Below are 23,916 nucleotides of genomic sequence, written 5' to 3'. Positions count from 1 at the left end.
CCGCCATGGATTGCCCGAGATGAGGAAACCGATGCGCGCCCTTCCCTTGACTGCCCTCGCCCTGGCCAGCACCTTGCTGGCTGGCTGTGCGTCCAACGAGCCGGCACCGGATCTTCAGGAGCAGGACCTGTATCGTCAGGCCCAGGTTTCCCTGGATACCAGCCGCTTCAACTCCGCTGTGCAACAACTTGAAGCCCTGGATACTCGCTTCCCGTTCGGCAGCTACGCCGAACAGTCGCAGCTGGAGCTGATCTACGCCTATTACCAGGTCGACAACTGGGAGGCGGCACGCGCCGCGGCCAGCCGTTTCATTCGCCTGCACCCCGATCACCCGCAGGTCGATTATGCCTACTACATGCGTGGACTGGCAGCGTACAGCGCGGGTCGCTTCAGCCTGGAATCCCTCGATCTGATCGATATTTCCAAGCGTGACCTGGGCGCAACACGCGATGCCTACGTCGACTTCGGTGAGCTGGTACGTCGCTTCCCCAACAGCACCTACGCGGCAGATTCCCGTCAGCGCATCATCTATCTGCGCAACGTACTGGCTCGCGGCGAGCTGCAGACAGCCGATTTCTACCTGCGCAAGCAGGCCTATCTGGCTGCCGTGAAGCGGGGTGAGTGGGTCATTGAGCACTACCCTAACACTCCTGCCACCCGCGATGCGCTGGCCGTGATGGTCGAGGGCTATCTGGGCCTCGGTCTGCGTGACCGTGCCAGCGAGACGCTCAAGGTGCTGATCCAGAATGATCCGGACAACGAACGTCTGGATGGCCGCACCTTCGAGCCGCGTTACGTGAAGGCTGACGACCTGACGGTCTGACGACCGGCAGGCGTCACCATCGAAAAGCCCGTGATCGATGATCACGGGCTTTTTCGTGCTGCCAGCATGGCCAGAATCGTTAGATTCAGGCGTTTTCAGCGTCTTGCGCAAAGAATCCACAATCCGTCATTCGCCAGCCACCCAGCCATTGACGATCGGGTAGCGACGATCCCGCCCGAAGCCGCGCGGCGTGACGCGCACGCCTACCGGTGCCTGACGACGCTTGTACTCGGTACGGTCGACCAGACGCACCACACGATAGACATCCTCTTCCTCGAAGCCTGAGCGGATGATCGCCTCGGCGCTCATGTCACCCTCGATATAGTGGGTGAGAATCGCATCCAGGGTGTCGTAGTCCGGCAGCGAATCGCTGTCGAGCTGGTCTTCGGCGAGCTCGGCGGACGGCGGGCGCGTGATGACGCGCTCCGGAATCGCCGGGCCCATGGTGTTGCGCCAGTTGGCGAGACGGAACACCCAGCTCTTGTAGACATCCTTGAGCGCGTTGTAGCCGCCGACCATGTCGCCGTAGAGCGTGGCGTAACCCACCGCCATCTCGCTCTTGTTGCCGGTGGTCAGCACCATCAGGCCCTTCTTGTTGGAGATGGCCATCAGCAGCACGCCACGGCACCGCGACTGCAGATTCTCCTCGGTGGTGTCGCGCTCGCTACCGGCGAAGCTCTCCGCCAGGGTCTCGGTGAAGGCCTCGACCATCGGCGCGATGGGCATCACCTCGTAACTCACGCCCAGCAGCTTGGCCTGCTCGGCGGCGTCTTCCTTGGAGATGTCCGCGGTGTAGTGATACGGCATCATCACGGCGTGCACGCGGTCCGCGCCCAGCGCATCGACGGCGATGGCCAGCGACAGGCCGGAATCGATGCCCCCGGAAAGCCCCAGCACCACACCCTTGAAGCCGCTCTTGTTGACGTAGTCACGCAGCCCGGTGACCAGCGCACAGTAGAGTGACTCCTCCGGCGACAGCAGCTCGGCGATCTCGCCACTCTGCGGCACCCAGTTGCCACCCTCTACCTTGAGGAACTGCACCGGCATCAGGCCGACATCCCACCACGGCGCCTGCACGCAGGTCTTGCCGTCGGCATCGATGGCGGCAGAGCCCCCGTCGAAGACCAGCTCATCCTGACCGCCGATCTGGTTGACGTAGACCAGCGGGCAATTGACCTCGGCTGCCCGCTCGGCGAACAACTGATTGCGCTCGGCCGGCTTCTCCAGGTGATAGGGCGAGGCGTTGAGGCTGACGAGAATCTCGGCTCCGGCATCGCGTGCCTGACAGATCGGCGCGCCGTCCCACAGGTCTTCGCAGATGACGATGCCCAGGCGGGCACCACGGCACTCGACCACACACGGCTCGCTGCCCGGCGTGAAATAGCGCTGCTCATCGAAGACCTGATAGTTGGGCAAGGCCTGCTTGGCATACTCGGCGATCCACTCACCATCCTTGAGCACGCCGGCCAGGTTGTAGCGCTTGCCGTCACGCATGCCTGGGTAGCCGACGATGACCATCACGCCCGGCGCGACCTTCTTCGCCATCTGGGCGCGCGCCTCCTCGAGGCGGGATTCCATGGACTCGCGCAGCAGCAGGTCTTCCGGCGGGTAGCCGGTCAGACACAACTCGGGCAGCACTACGACATCGGCCTTGTGCTCAAGACTCGCTTCACGCACCGATTCGATGGCACGCGCAGTGTTGCCGGGAATATCACCGACCAGCGGGTCGAGCTGGGCCATCACCAGAGTCAGATCTTGCATGCGGTAAGGATCTCTCGATTGGCGGTTCGATAAGGGGCCAGTACACTGTGGCCAGACATCTGGCTCAGATCACTGAGCCGTGCACCGGCCCACCTGTCATCATGTTGGCCGCCATTGTCCCGCAAGGTCGCGCCGCTGGCAAAAGCCACGCGCGCCGCCTCATCTGGGAGTCATATAGGAATGAGCCTGTTGATCATCCGTCTGCTGGTTTTCGTCGCCCTGTTCTGGGCCGGCCTGCGCCTTTACCGCATGTATCGCCAATGGAAGCTGAGCCAGGACGACTACGGCAACGACAGCCCCGCCGAACGCGAGGCGCAGAACATGGTGCGCTGCGCCTACTGCGACCTGCATCTGCCGGAAAATGACGCCATCCGCCATGAGGCGCTGCACTTCTGCTGCCAGGAACACCAGCAACACTTCCTCGACGAAGGACCGCGCAAATGACTCGCCACCGAGGCGAAGCGCTCAATGGCGAAAGACAACACGAAAATACTCAGGCCCAGCGGGTCTCACCGGCATCTGACGACGTATCCAGCGCAGCGATCTCGGCCAGCAGAGTCTCGGGCTGGTAGGGCGCGGGGTCGATGATCGGCGTGCGCCCGAGCAGTTGATCCGCCAGCAGGCGGGTCGAGGCCGGCGCCAGTACCAGCCCATTGCGGTAATGGCCGGCATTGACGTGCAGGTGGCGGCGTTCAGGCACGGCACCGATGAACGGTGTGCCGGTCGGCGAACCGGGGCGCAGTCCCGCCCAGTGGTGCTCGACCTCACACTCCGCCAGCGCGGGGATGATCTCGCAGGCGCTCTTGATCAGTGACTCGCGCGCCTCGGCAGTGGTCGCCTTGTCGAAGCCGACCTCCTCCAGCGTCGAGCCGGCCACGATACGGCCATCGCCCCGCGGTATCACGTAGCGACCATTCTTGAGCACCACGCGCTCCACCAGCCCCTTGGGTGCCTTGAACAGCACCATCTGGCCGCGTACCGGCCGCACCGGCAGCGCAAGCCCCGCCTCACTCAGAATCTCTCGACTCCAGGCACCACCGCAGACCACGACCTGCCCGGCAGACAGCACTGAATTGGCGGTCTGTACGCCGATGGCGGTGTCGTCCTGCAGCAGAATGCCCTGCACCGCGACATTCTCCAGCAGGCGCACGCGCGGGTGAGCGTCGAGCGCGGCGCGCAGTGACTTGCCCAGACGCGGATTGCGGATGCTGCCCAGCGTCGGCATCCATAGCGCCGACTCGCAACCGGGCGCGACCGCCGGTGCCTTGTCATAGACGAAGTCGGCGTCCACGCGCGTCAGCGGCTTGGTATATTCCCGGGACCAGGCCAGTGCCTGCTCGGCATCCTCGACATTCAGGTACAGCAGGCCCTGCTGGCGATATTCGGGGTCGATGCCGGTGGTCTCGATCAGGCGCTCGGCCAGCGTGGGGTAGAAGCCTTCCGACCAGGCAGACAGGCGTGAGATCGGCGCGCTATAACGCCACGGATACAACGGCGAGACGATACCGCCGCCCGCCCATGACGCCTCACGCCCACACTGGCCTCGCTCGACCAGCGTGACCTCGGCACCGCCATCCGCCAGCTCCAGCGCGGTCAGCATGCCGATCACGCCACCGCCTACCACCACAAAGTCATTCACGCCTGTTCGCTCCTGCCATCAGCCCGGGAAAGGGGTCAAGAATACGCCGCCCGCAAGGCGGTGCAAGCGAGCCGCGTGCAATCCAGCATTGCGCAGAGCCTCCAGCATTGAGCAGAGCCGAGCGCTTCACGGCTACCAGCAATCGCCATCGCCTTCAGCCGTCCGGCGCCCGGTACTACTCAAGCTCAAGGACTTGCACTCAGTATCGCGAGCCTGAACACCTGTCGCCGTCGCCTTGACAGTAAAAGCAGTTGCATTGCCATCAAGACTCAATGTGTAAAAGCCATCAGGCGACGTGGTCGCACGCCCCAAACCGTCATCATCACAGCTCGAGCCACCCCCGATACTGGATGAGTATTCACCACAGCGCGCCATGTAGCGCTCCTGCGCCTGTGCCAGCGACACCAGCGCGACATGAGCGTCCTCGCGGTGGGTACGCAGAACATGATTCTGGTAACTGGGATACGCGATGGCAGCCAGAATGCCGACGATGGCAACCACTATCATCAACTCGATCAGACTGAAGCCCCGCCCTCTTCGATAAGCGCTTGACTGACTGTCTATACGCTCATTGGCAATGGCTTGTTCAATCATGGGCATGTCCTGTCGTGAAACAGCCACCGCGGCAAGTTGCGGTGGCTGACATAAGAAGTAAAAGTACACGCTTTACCGAGAGCTTCAGCGCAGCTGGTACCAGGAGACACGGCCAGATGTCGCAGACGTCTGTACATTGAGCTCGAACGGAGTAACCGTGCCAGGGTCGCTGCCACTGGCCCCTGTAGCGACAAAGACATGATTGCCAATACTGGCCAGGCCACTAGGCTCACCAGAGAGTTTGATGCTGACCAGGATATTGCCAACCTCAGGACCAGCTTCATTTACTGTTCCAATAAGATCTCCATCATCGAAGCTACTGTCTCCATTGAGATCGAAAATCGGGACATAGCTTGAGTTGCCGCTATCGTAAGAAGGCAGACCAGTCTGTACGTCGACCGCTATCAACCAACCACTACTATTGGCTTCACAGAAGTTACTGCCGCCCCCGTCAGTGCGTGTTGAGACGACCAGCAGATTGCCCAGCAAACTGGCAGGCTGGACGACCTCCTCGCCAGCATCAACGAGATCCAGATACCAGCCGAAGCGTGACTCCTTGTCACTGGCTAAAGGCTGCTGGCCGTAATCAAAAAGCTGGCCATCCAGCGTGCGCCCGACAATCTCTCCCTCAGCATGCTCCACACCAGTAAACTCACGCTGCTCAAGCTGCTCACGCCCCAGGTCGAGATGCTGGCCGTCATCGAGCACGGTATACAAACTTTGCTGGCTGGCCACGTCATCATCAATCGGCGTATAGAGCTGTTCACCCGTGCCGAATGACACAAGGAGATTGGGCTCTTCCATGGTATTCGTCGCACCAGAAAGGCGGCTCAATGTCGGCTTGACCGTGATCGGCTGAACACTCCCGCTGGCGCAGCCTTCACTACTATCCGAGTCACAGGTGGCAGTGAAAAGCAGACTGGACTTCCACTCCGCTGGGTCCCTCTCACTAAGGTCAAACTTCCACATTCTCCCCTGCATATCACCGCCGTAAGCAAAATCGATCGTGCCGTTGCCATCAAGGTCAGCGACCTGAAGGCTGGTGAGTTCTCCTGCATCACTCCCGCCGACAAGCTTGGCTATCGCGGTACCAGACGTCAGCTCACGCAGAAACAGAGTGGCAGAAGCCTTGTCGTTCTCCGGTTTGAGTCCATTGGGGATCAGCAAGGCCTGCTGGCCATTGTTGAGTTGACCAACATGAACACCGCCATAGACATAGCCGATATCCTTATCCTTGAGGCCATTGCGGTTATTGGCGACTCCAAACTCCCAACCTGCCAGTCCAGCAGCCGAAACCTCGTTGCCTTTGACGGCATCCGAGACATTGAGCACGAAAACCCCACGGCCACCGCCGCCCAACCCGGACGCCAGCCAGGTACTCCCATCAGCTAACGTCGTCACACGTGGTACGGCATCAACATAATAACGATGCTGGTAACCGGTGCTTGCCAGATAACCGAGCCCTTCTCCATCTTCCTTGCTGAACAACAGCTCAGGAATATACGCGAACTGCTCATCGCCAGACTCGAGATCAAAGGCATGCAACATGCCGTCATTGGCTCCCACAAAGACACTGCCCTGCTCATTTCCGCCATCGCGAGTCACAACGACTGGGGAAGATCCAATGATATCGCCCAACACGCTACCCTGACGGGTACGCAGGCCCTTACCCTCGAGTGCGCGACTCCCTTTGAGCCAGGCAACCACCGCCTCGCGACCCTCACTTTTGCTCAGATCATCGGGCGCATAACGCTCCAGATCCTTCTGCTGCGCACTGGTGAGGTTGCCCTCTGACAACACGACTGTTGAACCGTTATCCGCGGTATAGACCTTGCGACTGGCGACTCCTGACTTATTGAGATTGGCCGTCAGCCTGTCCGATGCATTCCATACAGGGGCCTCTTGGTTTGCCTCGAATGTCTCGCTATCCACCACTTCGGCATCGGAGTCTCCCTGAGCCACTGCCGATACCGCCGTGACTTCCCCCGACCAGCTGGCGGGGGAATAGCTGACCTGAAGTACGACACCACCTGCTTCAACCTCCGCAGTACTCAGATTGGTCGCCACACCGCTGACACTCTCACCACGCGCCACGATATCTCGCGAAATGGCTGCCAGAGCATCGACCAAGGCCGCAGGATCAGCGGCATTGAAGTAGAGCCCGCCCCCATCTTCCGCAGCTTGCTTGAGGTCATCGATGGTGCTGGAGGTCGATTCCTGCACATATCCAGGTATGTCGCTATTCAGCCGAGTATTCCACCTGTCATCATCAGCCTCGACACCAAATGCGACGGTATAGGTCGTCATCACCTGGTTCTCATAACTACCACTACCCAATGATTCCTTGAGGTCCTTGTTCGCGTAGTAATAGGCAACATCAGCCAATGTCGTTTTGCCTCCGTATCCTCCATTGGAGTAATACCAACGTCGCCCATCATTATTTGCATCTCCGATCGACTCAACGCGAGTACGATCGCCACTGGTACTTTCGCGGTTCCAGAAACCATCAGTAACCAGAATGGTGAAGTTTTGCTGACACATGCCGCCCAAATCAGCACTCATGATAGGTGAGCTATCTCCGCGATAATATTCGCCAGCACGATAGAGTGCTTCACGCAATGGTGTGCCGCGATAACTATTGACACTACTGATTACACTGGTAGCAATGGCATCACGCACATCGTCGAAGTGCGCATTGGTATTGACAGCGGCCCCACCAAGAGCAGAACCCAAAAGACTACCGACCGTATTTAGTATCTTGGTGATAATATCATCGACTGGTACTTGTTGAGCTGTATCAGCATCTGGATTGATCGTCATGAAGCCAGTACGATATTGCGTCCCTGTCAACAGCTCCAAACTGGCCGCCTTACCCACACTCAGACGATCTCGATAATAGGTAAACCAATTAGCATAATTTTGTTTTTGTGCAGGTAATAGATCTGAAACTTCATATTTTACACTGCAACCACTACCAGCATTACCACTATCCACATAATAGGAAAAACCACGCTTACGATCTGTCAAGTCAACGTGATTTCCTGAGACATCGCCTTTAGAATAATCAATCAAAGCATTTTCTGGATCACTATCATCGGCCCGAGCGCCATCTTCCTCTAGCTTCCAAGGAAGATAATCAAGATTTGGGTTATAGGCCTGCGAGTTATATGACGAACAGAAAAAATGCTTATCAAGCTCATACTGGGAGAACACATACTTCCAGCTGCTATTCCAATTACAATAACTGGAACAACGCCAATTGTATCCGAATAGCTTATTATAACCACGAGGCGACCCCCCGCCTTCTACTGTATCTTCAAAGGACATTGACCCAGAATCATCCAACAACAGCAGAACATTCGGAGTGACACCCACGTTCTGGGTAATCGGTAGCTGTGAGAGCGTACGCTCGTCATTTGAAGAGGCAGCAAAGCTTGCTGTAGTGATAAATGCCAAGCCATACATAGGCAGCAGGCAATAACGTAAAGTACGCGGAGTCATGTAAAGAATCCTTACTGTGCCAGTATGATTTCGCTCTGCACGACTGCCAGCGCCTGGCGCTCACTGCCATCCCAGCCAGCTGCAGTAATGCGATATCCATTTTCAGGCAAGGCATTGTTCATGTTGTCGGCATTGAGAATGCCCTGAACGGTGCTGCCCAGATACTCGATGATATAATTTCCGCTCTCTCCTACCTTTAAATGACCGATACCGGTCCAGCCATCTGGAGTCAGCAGATCACTCGGCGCATCAACACCCGATACCGTCAGATCGTAGAGTCCGTTGCTCTCTCCTGTCGAAAATTCGCCCAGTGAGATGACACCACTTTCCAGCTGTTCCTCAGCCTCTTTCAACAATCCTTCAGCACGTGCATAAGCAGTATCATATTGCTGCACATTGACCGTCATACGGGTTTGCAACTGAGTATTTTCACTACCCGACACAGCCATCATGCCCACGACTACCAGCATGACCAGGACCATCAGCAGCACCATACCACCTTGCTGGTGGGCCGAAGCATAACGAGGACTCATAAGCCAAGGTTCCGTGGGCTAAACGTCATGGAGAAGGTACGTTGCATGGTGCCACCAGCTTCGCCTTCAATCTGAAGTGAAGGCGGAGTGCTGAGCGCCAGATCAAGGTGGATGCGCCGCACTTGATCCCAACGGCCGGCGACTTGGCTGGCCGTCTGGTCAACGGCATAGCCGCCGCCTACGGCAAGGTCAAAACGAAGTTGTATCTCATTCACGTAACTGGCCAGCTCCTCTGCACATCCAGCCTCCGGGCCGTCACCTGACGCATTATCCGAGCTAAGGCAAAGCCGTTGTGGGTTATCACTGGTAGACGCCAGCATTACCAGATACCAACGCTCGAAAGGATAGACAAAAGGACGGGTTTGCTGATTACCGCCGTAGCCATACTGCAAGCCACTCGACAATGACAATTTGCCATCTTCACTACCACTGACAGTGTCGATGTCACCACTCTCACAATCGCTGATCATGACGTAACTACCAGATGACAATTGCTCGCCACTGTAGCTCTTCACCTCAATGGAGCGATCGCCCTGCGCGGCCGCGGAAGACAACTGCCAACCGCGTTGACCGTCATCAGTCAAAGCCAAGGCAGGAATCTGCATGGCAAGGCGGTCATAGCTCACCCCATCCTCAGTGACAGACTTAACGGCCAGAGGTTGAGCGTGAGTTCCCGTGTTATCGCTGACACTCGACCAGGGTGTACACCCCGAGAAGCCGATATTGCGCATGACCGGCTGCAGGCGGTGTGAAACATGACGAGCACTCTCCTGAAGATAGGAAAGAGCTTCTTGGGTCGTTGCGGTAGCGCGTATCGTCAGGAAGTACTGAAGCGCCATACCCGTGATGAATAACCCCAGCACCAATCCCAGCATCAACTCAACCAGTCCAATACCCTGCTGACGGCGAAGTCCTTGTAGTCGGCACTGGCGGTGACAAAATGAAGGTTTCATGGCGCTATCCGGATCTGAAGTGTCTCAGTGAGTGTTTGGCTATCCGTATCTCCGAAACTCCCCTTGTCGGCTGCTGCCTGCCAGGAAAGAGTGAGATCAAGCTGGCCGCCACTTTCAGTGATGATGCCTATGGATTCAGGTAAACGACTATTGGCAAGTCTTTGCTGCCACGACCAGACGTCATGGGCTGCCAGCGCATCATCGCTTGTCACGGCCTGCTGCTCCGTGGCGGTTTTCGTATTGCTCCCCGAATATTGGCCTTCAGGGTTCGCCTGAATGCGCTCAGCCATACCCACCAGCAAAATGCGCGCTTCAGTGCGAGCGAAGCTCTCATTATTCGCCTGCAGAGTTTCCATCTGCATCAATGCAAACCCGAGCAGTGCAAGCCCCATCAACAGCACGGCAATCAATGCCTCGATCAAACTAGCCCCGTGCTGGTTAGGACGTACTGGCCAGCATGCCTTATCCACAGCTCATTCCTCCGGCTCCATACGCCTCTGGCGCCAGGCGACCAATGATAGAAAGACCCAGCTGACGATGTGCCTGTGACGTTACACGACCACATATCAGAAGGCGCGTCGTGCTTTGCACCGCGCCTTGGCTATCAAAGGAAATGCTTTTACTCGCGATCTGCACTGAAGCGCTGCCAGTGTGCTCGCGTAATACCTCGACTTTATCGGTACTAAAGTTGCTCAAAGCCTCTGCTGGGCTCCCTATAACCACTGCCCAGCCATTGTTCCAGGCAGCCGTATCCTCACAACGAGTACCGTCCCCACTAAGCGGGCACACGGATACCTGGCGCCCTCGAGTCACAGCGGTGCTCCGCGCATAGTTGAGCGCAGCGGTGAGTGTTTCGGCCGTGCTTGCCACCTCCTGACGGGTGATGAACCCCTGCCAAGCAGGCACAGCGACTGTCGAGATGATGGCCAACACCGAAATGGTGACCATCAACTCGACAAGGGTAAAACCACGCATCGCGCTGACCCGCTGCCCGGAGTACCTGGTAGCCATCTGGAGGGATTGCTTCATTGATTCATCCATTGGAGTGGCCCGAAAGACGACCAAAATGCAAATATTCGTAGTTAAGCAGTTACACATTCTCACTCAGCCGATACTCAACAACAAGACCAGGGAGCTTGCGTCCAAACATGCGTGCCTTGAAATACTGGCACATGACAAAAAAAGCCCCGATCATCGTAGATCGAGGCTTCAGGCGCTTGCCATGCAATGGCGGCTATCAGTGCTTACCAACAATCACTGCTGTCGGTGCCGACCGAGTCCGCGAGGACTGCCGCTCCCTTCACTCCCAACTCCGTGAGCGTAAAGGTGGCACAGTCCTCATCATTGGCCTGACTGCCGGCGGCAGTGGCGGTCAGGGTATAGCTGTCTGCATCTCCTGCGACGGCCAGGTTGTAGAAGCCTTCCTCGCTGACGGCATCTGCCTGCCCCAGCCCGATACCACCGCCACCGCCTCCGAGCGCATCTCCACAGCTGGTCGCCGCTGTCATGCTGGCGGTCGCGTATTCACCGCAGGTTGCCATGATGCGCTCCTGCGTCTGGGCAAGCGCCAGCAGAGTGGTGGTGGCGTCGGTACGACGTGAACGCTCCACCTGATCCTGATAGCTGGGATAGGCGATCGCCGCCAGAATGCCGATGATGGCCACGGCAATCATGAGCTCCAACAGACCAAAGCCGCCTTGTGCCCGAGCCCCCCCTGTTCGCCTGATCATCAGCGCCCCCGACGCAGCAGCGTGATGTCGATGACCTGCTTCGGCTCACCACGAGGGTCGAAGCGCACCTCGACCTCCTGCCCCGGCGTGAGGTGGAAGGCCTTCAGCTCGCGCCCATTGCGATTGAGTATTCGGCTCTCCGGCTGAAGCACGAACCCCATGTCGTCGACGAGCAGCTGATCTCCCTCTCGCTCGTCGATGACGCCCGTGACGCTCTGCTCCATGACCAGCGGAATCGGAGTATCTTCCGCCAGGGCCTGGGAGCTCCAGCTCGAGAAGAGCAAGCCTGCCGCCAGCATCAGCCAACCACTTGCCAGCTTGTGTCGTGATGTCTGCATGATCCTACTCCTATCGCAGCTGATACCAGGCACTACGGCCTTCCAGCCCGTCGATCCCGAAGTCCATGGCCATCTCGACCACCTGATTGGTGCCACCCTGGCCGACATACTGGGTATCTCCCAGGAATTTCGGTGAAGTGGGCTCGCCTTGTGTCTTGATCGAGAGCACGACCTGATTGTTGACGTTGTCGCTCGCGTTGACCTCGCCGTCATCGTTGTAATCAAAGACCTGCTGCACATTGTTGTAGCTGCGCACCGGTTGTAGCCCATTGCGCAAGCTGAGCGCATTCAGCCAACCACTTGCGCCGCCAGTACAGGGGCCATTGGAGCCCGGGATGGTGGTATTGAAGACAATCAGATCACCACGGACAGCCGGGATGGTCACCAGACGCTCACCGGCGTCCGGTAGCTCCAGGTACCAGCCGTACTGCATACCATTGTTGTTCTGATTGGAATAATCGACGCCTACCCCCGTGACCGTCCGCGCGTCACTCACGCCACTGATATTGGAGAAGCTCTGCTTTTCCAACTGGCCATGATGACGGCGAGTCGAAGACCCGGTATGCAGCACGCTGTAGAAGGATTGCGTCGAGGTATCGACCGCATCCTGCAGCGACAGCAACTGCCCCGTCCCCCAATAGACATTCAAGTACGGCGTATCGACGGTACTGTTGAAAACACCGCTGCGCGCCACAGCTACCCGCGATGTGATGGGCTGGCGAGAAGCTGTCGGGCATGTCGATGCCGTACTGTTCAAGGCAACGGCACATGACTGGAACAGACGCGACATTTCGCTGCTGCCGATGTTGCTCAGCGAGAACTCGCGCATGTCAAACACCCAGACATTGCCATGCAGGTCGCCAGCATAGACCCAGTCGGTGATGCCATCGGCATCGATGTCAGCCAGTTCAGGACTCGACATGCCATTGCAGTCACTGGTGCCAGATGTACATGAGCCACCAGCATTGCTGCCCTGTTGAGAGTCCAGCAGCGCATAGTTGTCGGGATCTTCCAGGTCCACGATGAACAATTTGGCACGCCCGTCGCTATCGGCATTGTAGCCATTGCCAAAGATGGCATACCACTTGCCGTCATCCAGACGCGCCACCTGAATATCGCTGAAGGTATAGCCAAGGTCCTCGTGCGTAAACTCCCACTGCACGATCTCGGAAGGCGAGGTGCCGTTTGACTCGCCCAATGATTCGAAGCCTTCAGGATCGGTGATATCCAGCATGTAGACTGCCTTGCCCCCCGCACCCAACCCACCCAGCAGGACTGAGTGCCAACCAGGCGCATCCTCATCTCCCAATTGGACATGCACGTCACGCGCGACCGGCGTGGCATCGACATAGTACTGGTGCACATAGTTCTGATCAGCGAGCTGGCGAATGCCGCGCCCGCTCTCGATGCTGAAGGCGGCATACGGCATGTAGGCGAACTTCTCTTCACCGGTCTCCATGTCGATGGCGTGCAGCATGCCGTCGTTGGCACCGATGTAGATCATGTTTTGACGATCTTCATACAGCGTCTTGAAGGAGCGGTAGGAGGACACTTCCATGTCATTGCGATAGCTGGCCGAAGGCGGCCCGACGATCGCCGGGGAAGCATGCACGATATCCCCGAGATAGTTGTCGTCACGCTCGCGGAACAAGGTACCTTCATATTCATCATCCCCCTTGAGGTACCCAATGAGGTTCTCAAGCTCGGACGTTCTCACGGCCAGCGGAGTACCATTGAGACGGAGGAAAGTCCCGCTCGTATCTAGAATCTGCCCCGTCAGCTGCGTCAGTGTGTCTCCGACAAGATCCAGGACCCCACTCTGCCCACCAGTCAGCCCCAAGGTGTCGGTCAGGCCACCACTCCCAAGACCAAGCCCGCTACCAAGACTACTGGAGACACCATTCGCGGCTTCACGCACGGATATCAACACGGCATCGGTCAACAGGGACTCATCAAGAAAGCCGACAAGGTCGAGTACCTGCTCAGCCTCGAGTGATCCGGCCTCCTCGATATCGAAGAAGAAGGCCTTCTCGTCAACGTCCGCGATTCCCGGGTTATAGGTAATTACCTTGCGACTTGAGCTACGGTTGGCATCCTCACGCAACCAGTCCGCGACAGACCAGTCCGACGCAGAACTCAAGGCTCCATTGGCGCCGATCTTGCGCGCCACGACATCCCCCGACCAGTCAGCGGGATCATAGGTTGTCTGGATAACATAAGCGCCGCTGGCCTGCCCGCCGCTGCTGATGTCCAGACTACCGGTGCTGGCCGCGCGCCCTGCGATGGACTGCGCGATATTGTTCAGTGCATCAATCAATGCCTGCGGATTGGCGGCGCTGAGATATTCACCACGTCCGTTCCAGGCCGCATGGCGCAGATCATCGATGGTGGTATTGGTATTGGCGGAAGGCTGCGGCCAGGTGAAGGCAGACTCGAGATCAGCAGGGTTCTCGGACAGCGAGCCATCCACACCGAAAGCGACGGTGTAGGTCACCATGTGCTGAGCGGAATTTTCATCCACTCCCGGTATGGTAGGCACACTGTCAATCAAGTCAGTACGCAGGTCGGTACGGTAGTAGTGCATCGCCACGTCACCCAAAGTGTTGGAATGACTGTCACGGTGACTGGCACTGATGAAGTCGCCGCTGCCACCGTCGACATTGCCGACACTGGGACTGGAGCCATTCCAGTAGCCATCGGTCATCATGATGGAATAGTTCTGCTGGCACATTCCGCCCTCATCCGCACTCAGGATGGGAGCATTGCTTCCAGTGCTGGAATAATACTCACCGGCATTCTTGAGCGCGGTACGCAGAGGGGTGCCACCGGAGGGATAAGCAGTAAACAGCTCCTCCAGCAGGTCTTCACGCTCATCGACATCCGTCATGTCAGCAACGTTGCGATTGTTGCGACCTTGGATAGTGCGTAGCCCGACCCGGGACTCGTTGGCATCGATCACACCGGCCATGGCGGATTTGGCAACCAGCATTCGGTCGCGATAGTAGGTGAACCAGTTGGCGAAATTGACTTGCTGAGCCGCGGGCAGGTCTTCCACTTCAACGACATGGTCTTCGTCTAGAAACAAGCGCCCTGAATTGTTGCTATAGACGCCGCATTCACCATAGTCATAGTCCCCATCGCCATTGTCGTCCCAGCGAACGTAGTAGGCGTCATCCTTCATCCTGGCCGAGCTGGTGGGGTCGTAAGGATCTTCACGGACATTCGACAGGCTCATGTCCTGATAGGCGATTCCCACTCGGTCTGCCCCCGCCCAGGGGGTGTAGGTCAGAGCAGGGTTGTAGGCCATGACATTGAAGCCCATGCAAGCCCCTATCGCCCCCCCAAGATCCGTGTATGTCGAGATACGATCCTCGGCATCATGATTGTTCCTCATCGTGAGCAAGCCCTTGGAATACACCCCGGTATATCCCATCAACGAGGAAGCCGGCTGAAGGTTCCAATGTTCCACCCCTTTGTTGAGAGTGTCCTCCCAGGCCATGCTGCCCGAATCATCCAGAATGAACAGGATATTGGGCTGGACCCCGGTCGCTTCCGTGACTGGGGCGCGGGCGATTTCCCCGGGGGCCGCCAGACAGGGCAAGGCGACAAGGCACAGGGCACCACTCAGCAGATAACGCATATTCATGCTCCTCTCAGAAGTAAGGGCCCAGTTCCATCTCGCTTTGCACCACTGTCCAGGAAGCACCATTGCCGCCCCCCGCGCCCATCGCATTGATTCGGAAGGCATCCAGGCGCGTGCCCACCGCATTCACTTCGTTGCTGGCATTCAGCGGCGGCTCGCCGACCTTGCCCAGATACTCGATCACATAAGCACCGATGACCACACCGGTATCACTGTCGAGCGTCTGGATACCGCTGGCTTGCCAATCCGCTTCCGAGAGCGGGTTGATCGGCGGTGCATCCTCGGGCAGCGCCAGCATCAGGCCAGCCGAGTCATCGAAGCTGTTCAGGCTCCAGGTGCCATCCTCCAGACTTTCCTGCAGTGCGCGCTCACCGATGCTCAGGCTGGTTTCCGCGTTGTAATAGGACTGCTCGAAGTTGCGGCTGTTGACGGCCATGCGTGTCTGCAGCTGACTGTCCTCGACCCCGGTGACGGCCAGCAGGCCGATCACGACCAGCATGATCAACACGATCAGCAAGGCGATGCCTTGCTGACGTGCTGGCCCCCGGGTGACCGTGCAGGCTCTGGACGTTGAAGACGATGTATTCATCAGCTGCCCCTCAGTTGCAGATTGCGCGGTGTGAACGTGAGATTGAAGGTTCGCGTCAAACGCCCATCGTTATCCCCGCCCGGCACCACTCCCGGCAGGCTCTCGAGCGTCAGGGCGATCTCGATACGGCGCACCTCATCCCAACGGCCTTCGCTGCGCACCGTGGCGGCCGGCACCTTGACACGATCGACATTGCCATTGCCGGTGGTATCCAGGCTGAAACTGACATCGAAGCCCTGTACGCCGGAGGCCAGTTCTTCGCGTGCGAAAGCGGCATCGATACGGTCGATATACAGTGCACGCACCGAAGAATCGTTGGCCTGGTCATCCAGTCGCAGCTCCCAGGCCTGCACCGGGTAGAGATAGGCATTCGAGGACTGAGAGCTGCCGTAGGAACGTGACAGGGTGTCGTTGGTTTCCACATTGCCCTGGGTAGTGCCCGACACCCTGAAGACATCGGTGCTGCTGCAATCACTGACCAGCGCATACTCGTTGGTCACGAAGGCATCTTCGCTACCGTTGCGCACGGACAGTGGGCCGCCCAGCGACGTCATGCTGCTGGTCAGCGTGGTTTCATCGCCGTCCTTGCTGGCAGCGACGAACGTCAGATTGAAATAGCTGAGGCCCCGCTGGGTACGCTGCTGACCACCGAAAGGCGCCGTGAGGTCATGGGAGGCATCCACCGAGCTGGCATTGGTGATATCGCGGCTATTGGCACAGCCTGCGTAGCCCACATTGCGCATCAGCGGCTGGAGCCGGAAGGACACGTAGCGGGCCGATTCCTGCAGATAGGAAAGCGCCTCCTGGGTGCTCACGGTGCTGCGTGAGGTCGAGAACATCTGCACGGCCATCGCCGTGATCAGCAGCCCCAGCACCAGGCTGATCATCAGCTCGACAAGCCCCACGCCCGCCTGGCGTTTCAAGCCATGCGGACGGGCGGTGTCGGGGGCCAAGCGTCGGCGGACCGATGCAGGGGAACAGCGATTCATGGCTCTACCTCGAAACGATAGGTCTGCTGGTCAACTCCCCCGCTGATGGGGTCACTCCACTGCACCTGGACACTGACGTCGTGAACGCCGATGCCGGCGCCGCCGACAACACGCTCGTCGACTTCCACGCTGCCGACGCCGCTGGTCAGCGTGGAGCCGATGATGGCGTCACCCCAATCAATGATGTCCTGGTCCGCCAGCTCTGCGGGCACGCAGTCCGAGCTGCATCCATCCGCCGGCGCATTGGTGGTATCGGCATCATCATATTGATCGATGGCCTCAAGGTTGGCGCGGATACGCTCAGCCATGTCCAGCGACAGCAGTTGTGCCACGGTATTGCTGTAGCTGACGCGCTGATGCTGAAGCGTCTGAACTTGCAACAACCCCAGCCCCAGTAGGGAAACCCCCAGCAGCATGACCGCGACCAGCGCCTCGATCAGGCCGACGCCGCGCTGAGAATGCCGAGCGGAACGGCGCCGTTGCAGGCGAGACAGCAATGTCTTCCTCAGCGCTCTCGGCTGCAGGGCTTGCTTGAGGGATGTGGTCATCAACGATGCTGTCATGAGCAGTCCCCTCCTGATTCAAGGCGTACACGGCCTGAAGGCGCCACTACCACAGAGGTAGCATCGGAGGCCGCACAGAACACCAGCGTACTGTTGCCACTAGTCAACGTGCCGCGATCGTTGTAGGTAATCCTGGAAGCGCCCCCCGACTGGGCAACCGCATTGCTGTCCTGATGGATCCACAGGCGGTCGTCGAGGGTGAAGTTGGAAGTACCCCCGACATAGACGACCCAGCCATTCGCCCAGTCATCGTCGCAGGTCGTGGGATTGGGGGTGGCGACGCTCGGCGCATAGGGACAGACACTCACATCCACACCGCGCGTGGTGGCGGTGCTGCGCGCCATGCCGAGCGCATGGGTCAGGGCACGCACATCGGACTCCACCTGAGAGCGCTGCACCAGGCCTTGCCAGGCCGGCACCGCCCAGGTCGCGATGATGGCAATGATCGCCACTGTCACGACCAGCTCGATCAGGGTGAAACCACGGGATTGGCGCATGAGAGATACTTCTCCTTGCCGCTAAGGGTCGACCGGCCGTGCCGGACTCGAGTCTGTCTTCTGGGGCCCACCATCACCAGCACCGACCTCCTCCTTCGGCACCGGTATTCATGTCCTGGTCCATCCACAGCACGCCGCAGTCATCATTGAGTTGTGCCCCTTGAGGCGTCGCCTGCAGGACGAAGGCCGAGGCAGACAGACTGCGATACGTGATCAGGTAGCGAAGATTGCCACCGCCGTCCTCTATACGGCTGACGCCATCCGTCGGCTGGTCATCATCCCCCACGGGCGCCTCGGAAAAATTCTGGTAGTAGAAGCCATGCAGCTGTCTGGCCTGCTGCCCCAGTGCCTGCTGGGCATGCGAGCGCCAGCTGCGCTCCACATAACCGAGATAGGAGGGAATGGCGACCGCCGCCAGAATGCCGATGATCGCGACCACCATCATCATCTCGATCAGGGTGAAGCCCTGAGCCCGACGCCTGCCAGGTGCCCCGCGCCCCGGTTTCGGCTCACGGCGTGCACCTGCACTGCTGACACCGTTGACCGAGAAGAGTCGCGGCATGGGGAATTCTCCAGAGTACGAACCATACCTCCATTATGTATCATTTTGGTAACCACGCATTACATTTTTTTTCAATACGCGCCAAATAGATCAACGATTCCATTCAAGAAAGCTGCCGTTTATACAAGAAACTGCTGAATTGAATGGCAAAATGCGAATGGCGCGCACAAAAAAGCCGCGACAGGGTCGCGGCTTCGTCACTGGCAGAAACTTACAAGGCGTTACAGCTCACGGATCTGGTCCGAGGCGATCAAGCGCTCCTTGAGCTCCTTGGGCATGGAGAAGACGATGTTTTCCTCCTGGCCCTCGAGCTCCTCGGGCGCCGAGGCCCCCAGCGCCATCAGACGATCGATCACGCCCTGCACCAGCACTTCGGGGGCACTGGCCCCGGCGGTGATACCGATGCTGCCGATACCCTCGAGCCAGCTGGCCTCGATCTGCTGCGCATCATCGATCAACCAGGCCGGGGTCTGCATGCGCTCGGCCAGTTCGCGCAGGCGATTGGAGTTGGAGCTGTTGGGGCTGCCGACCACCAGCACCACATCGCAGGCTTCCGCCAGCATGCGCACGGCGTCCTGACGATTCTGGGTCGCGTAGCAGATGTCATCCTTGCGCGGACCCTGAATCGCCGGGAAGCGTTCGCGCAGCGCGTCGATCACGCGCGCCGTGTCATCCATCGAGAGCGTGGTCTGGGTGACGAAGGCCAGCTGATCCGGGTCCTTGACCTCCAGACGCGCCACATCGGACTCGTCTTCCACCAGATGGATGGTGCCACCCTTGGAAGTGTCATAGCGGCCCATGGTGCCCTCGACCTCCGGGTGGCCCTCATGACCGATCAACACGCAATCCTGGCCCTTGCGCGCATAGCGCAGGACTTCCATGTGCACCTTGGTCACCAGCGGGCAGGTGGCATCGAAGACCTTGAGGTTGCGACGCTCGGCTTCTACCTGCACGGCACGTGAGACACCGTGCGCCGAGAAGATGACGATGACGTCATCCGGCACCTCGTGCAGCTCCTCGACGAAGATGGCACCGCGATCCTTGAGAGAGTCGACCACGAAACGGTTGTGCACCACCTCGTGACGCACGTAGATCGGCGGCCCGAACACGTCGAGCGCCCCGTTGACGATATCGATGGCGCGATCCACTCCGGCGCAGAAACCGCGCGGGTTGGCCAGCTTGATCTGCATGACAGGCTCCGCTTGATGGCGAGGCGCGCTCACGGGGAGCGCACCTCTGGAAAGAAGACTCAGTGCGTGGTCGCGGGGGCGACTGACAGTACCTCGACCTCGAAGGTCAGGGTACGCCCGGCCAGCGGGTGATTGAAGTCGACCTTGACGTCACGCTCATCGATCTCGCGGATGATGCCCGGCAGTTCCGAACCCGACGGCTCGGCGAAGGACATCACCATGCCGACCTCGATCTCTTCATCGAAGCTCTTGCGCGCCACGGTCTGGACGTTCTGCGGATTGTGCTGACCGAAGGCATGCTCCGGCGTGATCGTGAAGCTGCCGGTCTCGCCCGCCGCCATGCCCATGATCGAACGCTCGAAGCCCGGCGGCAGATTGCCGTCACCCACCTGGAAGGTGGCCGGTGTCTTGTCGAAGGTGGAGTCCACCTCGGTGCCGTCTTCCAGACGCAGACGGAAATGGAGGCTGACCTCCATGTTATCGGCGATACGATGCTCGCTCATGCTGACCTCGCTTGTAGCGCTCATTCGGAGCGGCCACGGAAAGATTCAAGAATCAGTGCCACGGCTCCCAGGCTGATGGCGACGTCCGCCACGTTGAAGGCCGGGAAGAAGGCATTGCCCCAGTGGAAGGACAGGAAGTCCACCACGTAGCCATGCACGACACGATCATAGAGATTGCCAAGCGCGCCCCCCAACACCAGCGCGATACCCAGCGCGGTGAAGGTCTCGTGACGCTTGAGGCGTGTCAGCCAGATGCTCAGACCGACGGCAGCCACCACCGCGATGCCCGCAAACAACCAGCGCTGCCAGCCATCGTGGGCCGCCAGGAAGCTGAACGCTGCACCGGTATTGTGGAGCAACGTCAGATTGAAGACCGGCAGCACTTCGTTTGCCTGGCCGTAGACCAGCGAGCTGCTGGCCAGCCACTTGGTGGCCAGGTCCAGCACCACGATCGCCAGTGACAACCAGAGCCAGCGCAGCGGTGAACGCATCGGCTCGCTGCCGGCCGAGGGGGTATCCGTCGCTGGCCCTTGTGAAGAAGACGTCATGTTACCTTCCTGTCGTGAAATGAGTCTGCGACCGGCAAGACACGAACGCCGGGCCAGAGCCCGGCGTTCGATATCAGCGCTCAGCGGAGGCTGAACGATGCCGCGGTCGCATCAGCGATCAAGCGAAGTGACGCGTCTCGCCTTCGCCATCCGGCAGATTGGTCACGCAGCGGCTGCACAGCGTCGGATGTTCCGGCAGGGTGCCGACTTCCGGACGGTGGTGCCAGCAACGCTCGCACTTGGCATTCTCGCTGACCTTGACCGCCACCTTGAGGCCGGACACTTCTGTCTCTTCTGCCTCACCGGCCGCCTCGAGAGGCGCCAGGGTCACGCCGCTGGTCAGCATCACGAAGCGCAGCTCGTCGCCGAGACTTGCCAGCAGCGTGTTGAGCTCGTCATTGACGTAGAGGGTGACTTCCGCCGCCAGGCCATTCTTGACCAGACCGGCGTTGCGCGCGCCTTCCAGCGTCTTGTTGACCGCCTGCTTGACGTGCAGCACCTGCTCCCAGAACTCACGCCCCATGGCCGCATCATCCGCCAGGGTGGTCAGGCCGGTGTAGGCCGTCTCGAGGAAGATGGTGTCCTTGCGCGGGCCCGGGATGTTGGCGTAGATCTCTTCACCGGTGAAGGAGAGGATCGGCGCCATCCAGCGTGCCAGCGCCTCGATCACGTGATACAGCGCCGTCTGACAGCTACGACGCGCACGCGAGTTCGGCTGCGTGGTGTACTGACGGTCCTTGATGACATCCAGATAGAAGCCGCCCAGCTCACGCGAGCAGAAGGTCAGCACCTGCTGATAGATGTCGAGGAAGCGGTATTCCTCGTAGGCCAGCTCGACACGTGCCTGCAGCTGGGCGGCACGATCGACCACCCACTGGTCCAGCGCCAGCATGTCGTCAAAGGCCAGCGCATCACGCTCGGGCTCGAAGCCGTTCAGATTGGACAGCAGGAAGCGCGAGGTGTTGCGGATGCGACGATAGGCATCGGCGGTCCGCTTGAGGATCTCGTCCGAGACGGCCATCTCGCCGGAGTAATCATTGGAGGACACCCACAGGCGCAGGATGTCGGCGCCCAGCTTGTCCATCACCTGTTGCGGCGCGACCACGTTGCCGACGGACTTGGACATCTTGCGACCCTGCGCATCCACGGTGAAACCGTGAGTCAGCAGCGCCTTGTAGGGCGCGTGGCCGTCGATGGCACAGCCGGTCAGCAGTGACGAGTGGAACCAGCCACGGTGCTGGTCGGAGCCTTCCAGGTACAGGTCGGCACGCGGGCCTTGCTCGTGACCATGCGGGTGCGAGCCACGCAGCACATGCCAGTGGGTCGTCCCGGAGTCGAACCACACGTCCAGCGTGTCGGTGACCTTCTCGTAGTTCTCGGCCTCATCGCCCAGCAGCTCCTGGCTGTCGAGTGACCACCAGGCATCGATGCCGTGCTCGGCAACGCGATCGGCGACCGCTTCCATCAGCGCCACGCTGTCGGGGTGCAGTTCCCCCGTCGCGCGATGCAGGAACAGCGGAATCGGCACGCCCCAGTTGCGCTGACGCGAGATGCACCAGTCCGGACGGTTGGCGATCATGCTCTTCAGACGCGCCTGACCCCAGGCCGGGATGAAGGCGGTGTCCTCGATGGCGGACAGCGCCTTGTCACGCAGGGTCACGCCGTCGGTGCCGGCAATGTCCATGCCGACGAACCACTGGGCCGTCGCGCGATAGATGACCGGGGTCTTGTGGCGCCAGCAGTGCATGTAGCTGTGGCTGATCTTCTCGTGCGCCATCAGCGCGCCGAGCTCTTCCAGACGCGCGACGATGTTCGGATTGGCCTTCCAGATGAACTGACCACCGAATTCCGGCAGGTCCGGCACGTAGACGCCGTTGCCCTGCACCGGGCTTTCGATCTCGTCGAAGCTCATGCCGTAACGACGGCAGGTATGGAAGTCATCCTCGCCGTAGGCCGGCGCGGAGTGGACGATACCGGTACCGGCGCCGGTCTCGACGTAGTCGGCCAGATAGACCGGCGACAGACGATCGTAGATCGGGTGACGGAAGTTGGTCAGCTCCAGCGCCGCGCCGTTGACGGTCGCCAGCGTCTCGCCGCTCAGGCCGAAGCGCGCCAGGCTGTCCTCGACCAGTTCCTCGGCCAGCACCAGCAGGCGCTCGCCGGTGTCGACCAGCGAGTAGACGAAGTCCGGGTGCACGTTGAGTGCCTGGTTGGCCGGAATGGTCCACGGAGTGGTGGTCCAGATCACGATCGCCGCCGGCTTGCTCAGTGACTCGAGGCCGAAGGCCTTGGCCAGCGCCGCGCTATCGTCTGCCGCGAAGGCGACGTCGATGGCGTCAGAGGTCTTGTCGGCGTACTCGACTTCCGCTTCCGCCAGCGCAGAGCCGCAGTCGAAGCACCAGTTGACCGGCTTCAGGCCCTTGAAGACATAACCGCCCTTGACCATCTCGGCCAGCGCACGGATCTCGCCGGCTTCATTGGCGAAGTCCATGGAGCGATACGGGTTGCCCCAGTCACCGACGATGCCGAGACGGATGAACTCGTGCTTCTGACCTTCCACCTGCACGCCGGCGTATTCACGGCAGAGATGACGCGCCTTCTCGGACTCGAGATGCTTGCCGTGGGTCGTCTCGACCTTGTGCTCGATGGGCAGACCATGACAGTCCCAACCCGGCACGTAAGGCGCGTCGAAGCCCGCCATCGTCTTGGACTTGACGATGATGTCCTTGAGAATCTTGTTGACGGCATGACCGATGTGAATATTGCCGTTGGCATAGGGAGGGCCGTCGTGGAGCACGAAGCTCGGACGGCCCTTGCCTGCTTCACGCAGACGCGCGTAGAGGTCAATCTCGTTCCAGCGGGCCAGTTGGTCCGGCTCACGCTTGGGGAGATTGCCGCGCATCGGGAAGTCGGTATCGGGCAGATTCAAAGTGTGCTTGTAGTCGCTCATAGCCTTTCGG

The 23,916-nt window shown here is 59.6% G+C and carries 22 protein-coding genes; 2 read left to right on the top strand and 20 right to left on the bottom strand.

The features are described 5' to 3' along the window. The first annotated feature begins 19 nt into the window (after positions 1-19). Entirely contained in the window at positions 20-823 is an 804-nt protein-coding gene (locus tag ACJJV2_RS00550) for an outer membrane protein assembly factor BamD (RefSeq protein WP_054556941.1), read from the top strand. 126 nt (positions 824-949) lie between these two features. On the opposite strand, the gene ACJJV2_RS00545 is transcribed toward ACJJV2_RS00550, so the two are convergent. Further along, a complete protein-coding gene (locus ACJJV2_RS00545) occupies positions 950-2,584 on the bottom strand; it encodes an NAD+ synthase (protein ID WP_405277633.1) in 1,635 nt (544 codons plus the stop codon). 180 nt (positions 2,585-2,764) lie between these two features. Between ACJJV2_RS00545 and ACJJV2_RS00540 the strand changes: the two genes are divergently transcribed. Beyond that, positions 2,765-3,028: a PP0621 family protein gene (locus tag ACJJV2_RS00540; RefSeq protein WP_043337174.1), complete on the top strand. Its 264-nt coding sequence runs from the start codon at positions 2,765-2,767 to the stop codon at positions 3,026-3,028. A gap of 49 nt (positions 3,029-3,077) precedes the next feature. Here the strand turns inward: ACJJV2_RS00540 and thiO are convergent, their stop codons facing one another. From thiO to ileS, 19 genes are all read right to left on the bottom strand, one after another. Then, positions 3,078-4,223: an FAD-binding oxidoreductase gene (gene thiO / locus ACJJV2_RS00535; protein ID WP_405277629.1), complete on the bottom strand. Its 1,146-nt coding sequence runs from the start codon at positions 4,221-4,223 to the stop codon at positions 3,078-3,080. A 132-nt stretch (positions 4,224-4,355) separates the two neighbouring features. Beyond that, positions 4,356-4,817, bottom strand: coding sequence for a type IV pilin protein (locus tag ACJJV2_RS00530; RefSeq protein ID WP_052384920.1), 462 nt, complete (start codon positions 4,815-4,817; stop codon positions 4,356-4,358). Between the two features lie 84 nt (positions 4,818-4,901). After that, complete coding sequence (locus ACJJV2_RS00525; protein ID WP_405277625.1) at positions 4,902-8,318, bottom strand: pilus assembly protein; 3,417 nt, start codon at positions 8,316-8,318, stop codon at positions 4,902-4,904. Positions 8,319-8,329: 11 nt separating this feature from the next. Next, on the bottom strand, positions 8,330-8,851 hold the full coding sequence (locus tag ACJJV2_RS00520) for a pilus assembly protein (RefSeq protein WP_043335947.1): 522 nt from the start codon (positions 8,849-8,851) through the stop codon (positions 8,330-8,332). After that, a complete protein-coding gene (locus tag ACJJV2_RS00515; RefSeq protein WP_405277621.1) occupies positions 8,848-9,804 on the bottom strand; it encodes a PilW family protein in 957 nt (318 codons plus the stop codon). The genes ACJJV2_RS00520 and ACJJV2_RS00515 overlap by 4 nt, the downstream gene beginning before the upstream one ends. Continuing rightward, positions 9,801-10,274 carry a type IV pilus modification protein PilV gene (gene pilV, locus ACJJV2_RS00510; protein WP_052384816.1) on the bottom strand — a complete coding sequence of 158 codons (474 nt, stop codon included), beginning with the start codon at positions 10,272-10,274 and terminating at the stop codon, positions 9,801-9,803. The genes ACJJV2_RS00515 and pilV (ACJJV2_RS00510) overlap by 4 nt, the downstream gene beginning before the upstream one ends. Beyond that, entirely contained in the window at positions 10,267-10,833 is a 567-nt protein-coding gene (locus tag ACJJV2_RS00505; protein WP_405277617.1) for a GspH/FimT family pseudopilin, read from the bottom strand. The genes pilV (ACJJV2_RS00510) and ACJJV2_RS00505 overlap by 8 nt, the downstream gene beginning before the upstream one ends. A gap of 215 nt (positions 10,834-11,048) precedes the next feature. Next, a complete protein-coding gene (locus ACJJV2_RS00500; RefSeq protein WP_405277614.1) occupies positions 11,049-11,477 on the bottom strand; it encodes a type IV pilin protein in 429 nt (142 codons plus the stop codon). 56 nt (positions 11,478-11,533) lie between these two features. Next, entirely contained in the window at positions 11,534-11,872 is a 339-nt protein-coding gene (locus ACJJV2_RS00495) for a hypothetical protein (RefSeq protein ID WP_405277611.1), read from the bottom strand. A gap of 10 nt (positions 11,873-11,882) precedes the next feature. Further along, the gene (locus ACJJV2_RS00490; protein WP_405277608.1) at positions 11,883-15,620 is read right to left on the bottom strand and encodes a pilus assembly protein; all 3,738 of its coding nucleotides are present in this window, start codon (positions 15,618-15,620) and stop codon (positions 11,883-11,885) included. Next, positions 15,526-16,104, bottom strand: coding sequence for a hypothetical protein (locus ACJJV2_RS00485; protein WP_405277605.1), 579 nt, complete (start codon positions 16,102-16,104; stop codon positions 15,526-15,528). The genes ACJJV2_RS00490 and ACJJV2_RS00485 overlap by 95 nt, the downstream gene beginning before the upstream one ends. Next, positions 16,104-17,093 carry a hypothetical protein gene (locus tag ACJJV2_RS00480; protein WP_405277602.1) on the bottom strand — a complete coding sequence of 330 codons (990 nt, stop codon included), beginning with the start codon at positions 17,091-17,093 and terminating at the stop codon, positions 16,104-16,106. The genes ACJJV2_RS00485 and ACJJV2_RS00480 overlap by 1 nt, the downstream gene beginning before the upstream one ends. After that, the gene (pilV, locus tag ACJJV2_RS00475) at positions 17,090-17,656 is read right to left on the bottom strand and encodes a type IV pilus modification protein PilV (protein WP_405277599.1); all 567 of its coding nucleotides are present in this window, start codon (positions 17,654-17,656) and stop codon (positions 17,090-17,092) included. The genes ACJJV2_RS00480 and pilV (ACJJV2_RS00475) overlap by 4 nt, the downstream gene beginning before the upstream one ends. After that, a complete protein-coding gene (locus ACJJV2_RS00470; protein ID WP_405277596.1) occupies positions 17,653-18,153 on the bottom strand; it encodes a GspH/FimT family pseudopilin in 501 nt (166 codons plus the stop codon). The genes pilV (ACJJV2_RS00475) and ACJJV2_RS00470 overlap by 4 nt, the downstream gene beginning before the upstream one ends. 73 nt (positions 18,154-18,226) lie before the next feature. Beyond that, positions 18,227-18,715: a type IV pilin protein gene (locus ACJJV2_RS00465; RefSeq protein WP_405277593.1), complete on the bottom strand. Its 489-nt coding sequence runs from the start codon at positions 18,713-18,715 to the stop codon at positions 18,227-18,229. Positions 18,716-18,936: 221 nt separating this feature from the next. Beyond that, positions 18,937-19,905: a 4-hydroxy-3-methylbut-2-enyl diphosphate reductase gene (gene ispH / locus ACJJV2_RS00460; protein WP_405277591.1), complete on the bottom strand. Its 969-nt coding sequence runs from the start codon at positions 19,903-19,905 to the stop codon at positions 18,937-18,939. A gap of 59 nt (positions 19,906-19,964) precedes the next feature. Continuing rightward, positions 19,965-20,408 carry an FKBP-type peptidyl-prolyl cis-trans isomerase gene (gene fkpB, locus ACJJV2_RS00455; RefSeq protein ID WP_043335961.1) on the bottom strand — a complete coding sequence of 148 codons (444 nt, stop codon included), beginning with the start codon at positions 20,406-20,408 and terminating at the stop codon, positions 19,965-19,967. A gap of 20 nt (positions 20,409-20,428) precedes the next feature. Further along, on the bottom strand, positions 20,429-20,956 hold the full coding sequence (lspA, locus tag ACJJV2_RS00450) for a signal peptidase II (protein ID WP_405277587.1): 528 nt from the start codon (positions 20,954-20,956) through the stop codon (positions 20,429-20,431). A gap of 118 nt (positions 20,957-21,074) precedes the next feature. Next, the gene (ileS, locus tag ACJJV2_RS00445) at positions 21,075-23,906 is read right to left on the bottom strand and encodes an isoleucine--tRNA ligase (RefSeq protein WP_405277584.1); all 2,832 of its coding nucleotides are present in this window, start codon (positions 23,904-23,906) and stop codon (positions 21,075-21,077) included. Positions 23,907-23,916 lie beyond the last annotated feature (10 nt).

Origin of the sequence: Cobetia sp. Ld8 (assembly GCF_045066615.1) — a bacterium.
Classification (GTDB): Bacteria; Pseudomonadota; Gammaproteobacteria; order Pseudomonadales; family Halomonadaceae; genus Cobetia; species Cobetia amphilecti.
This window is presented reverse-complemented; position numbering and strand designations above follow the sequence as displayed.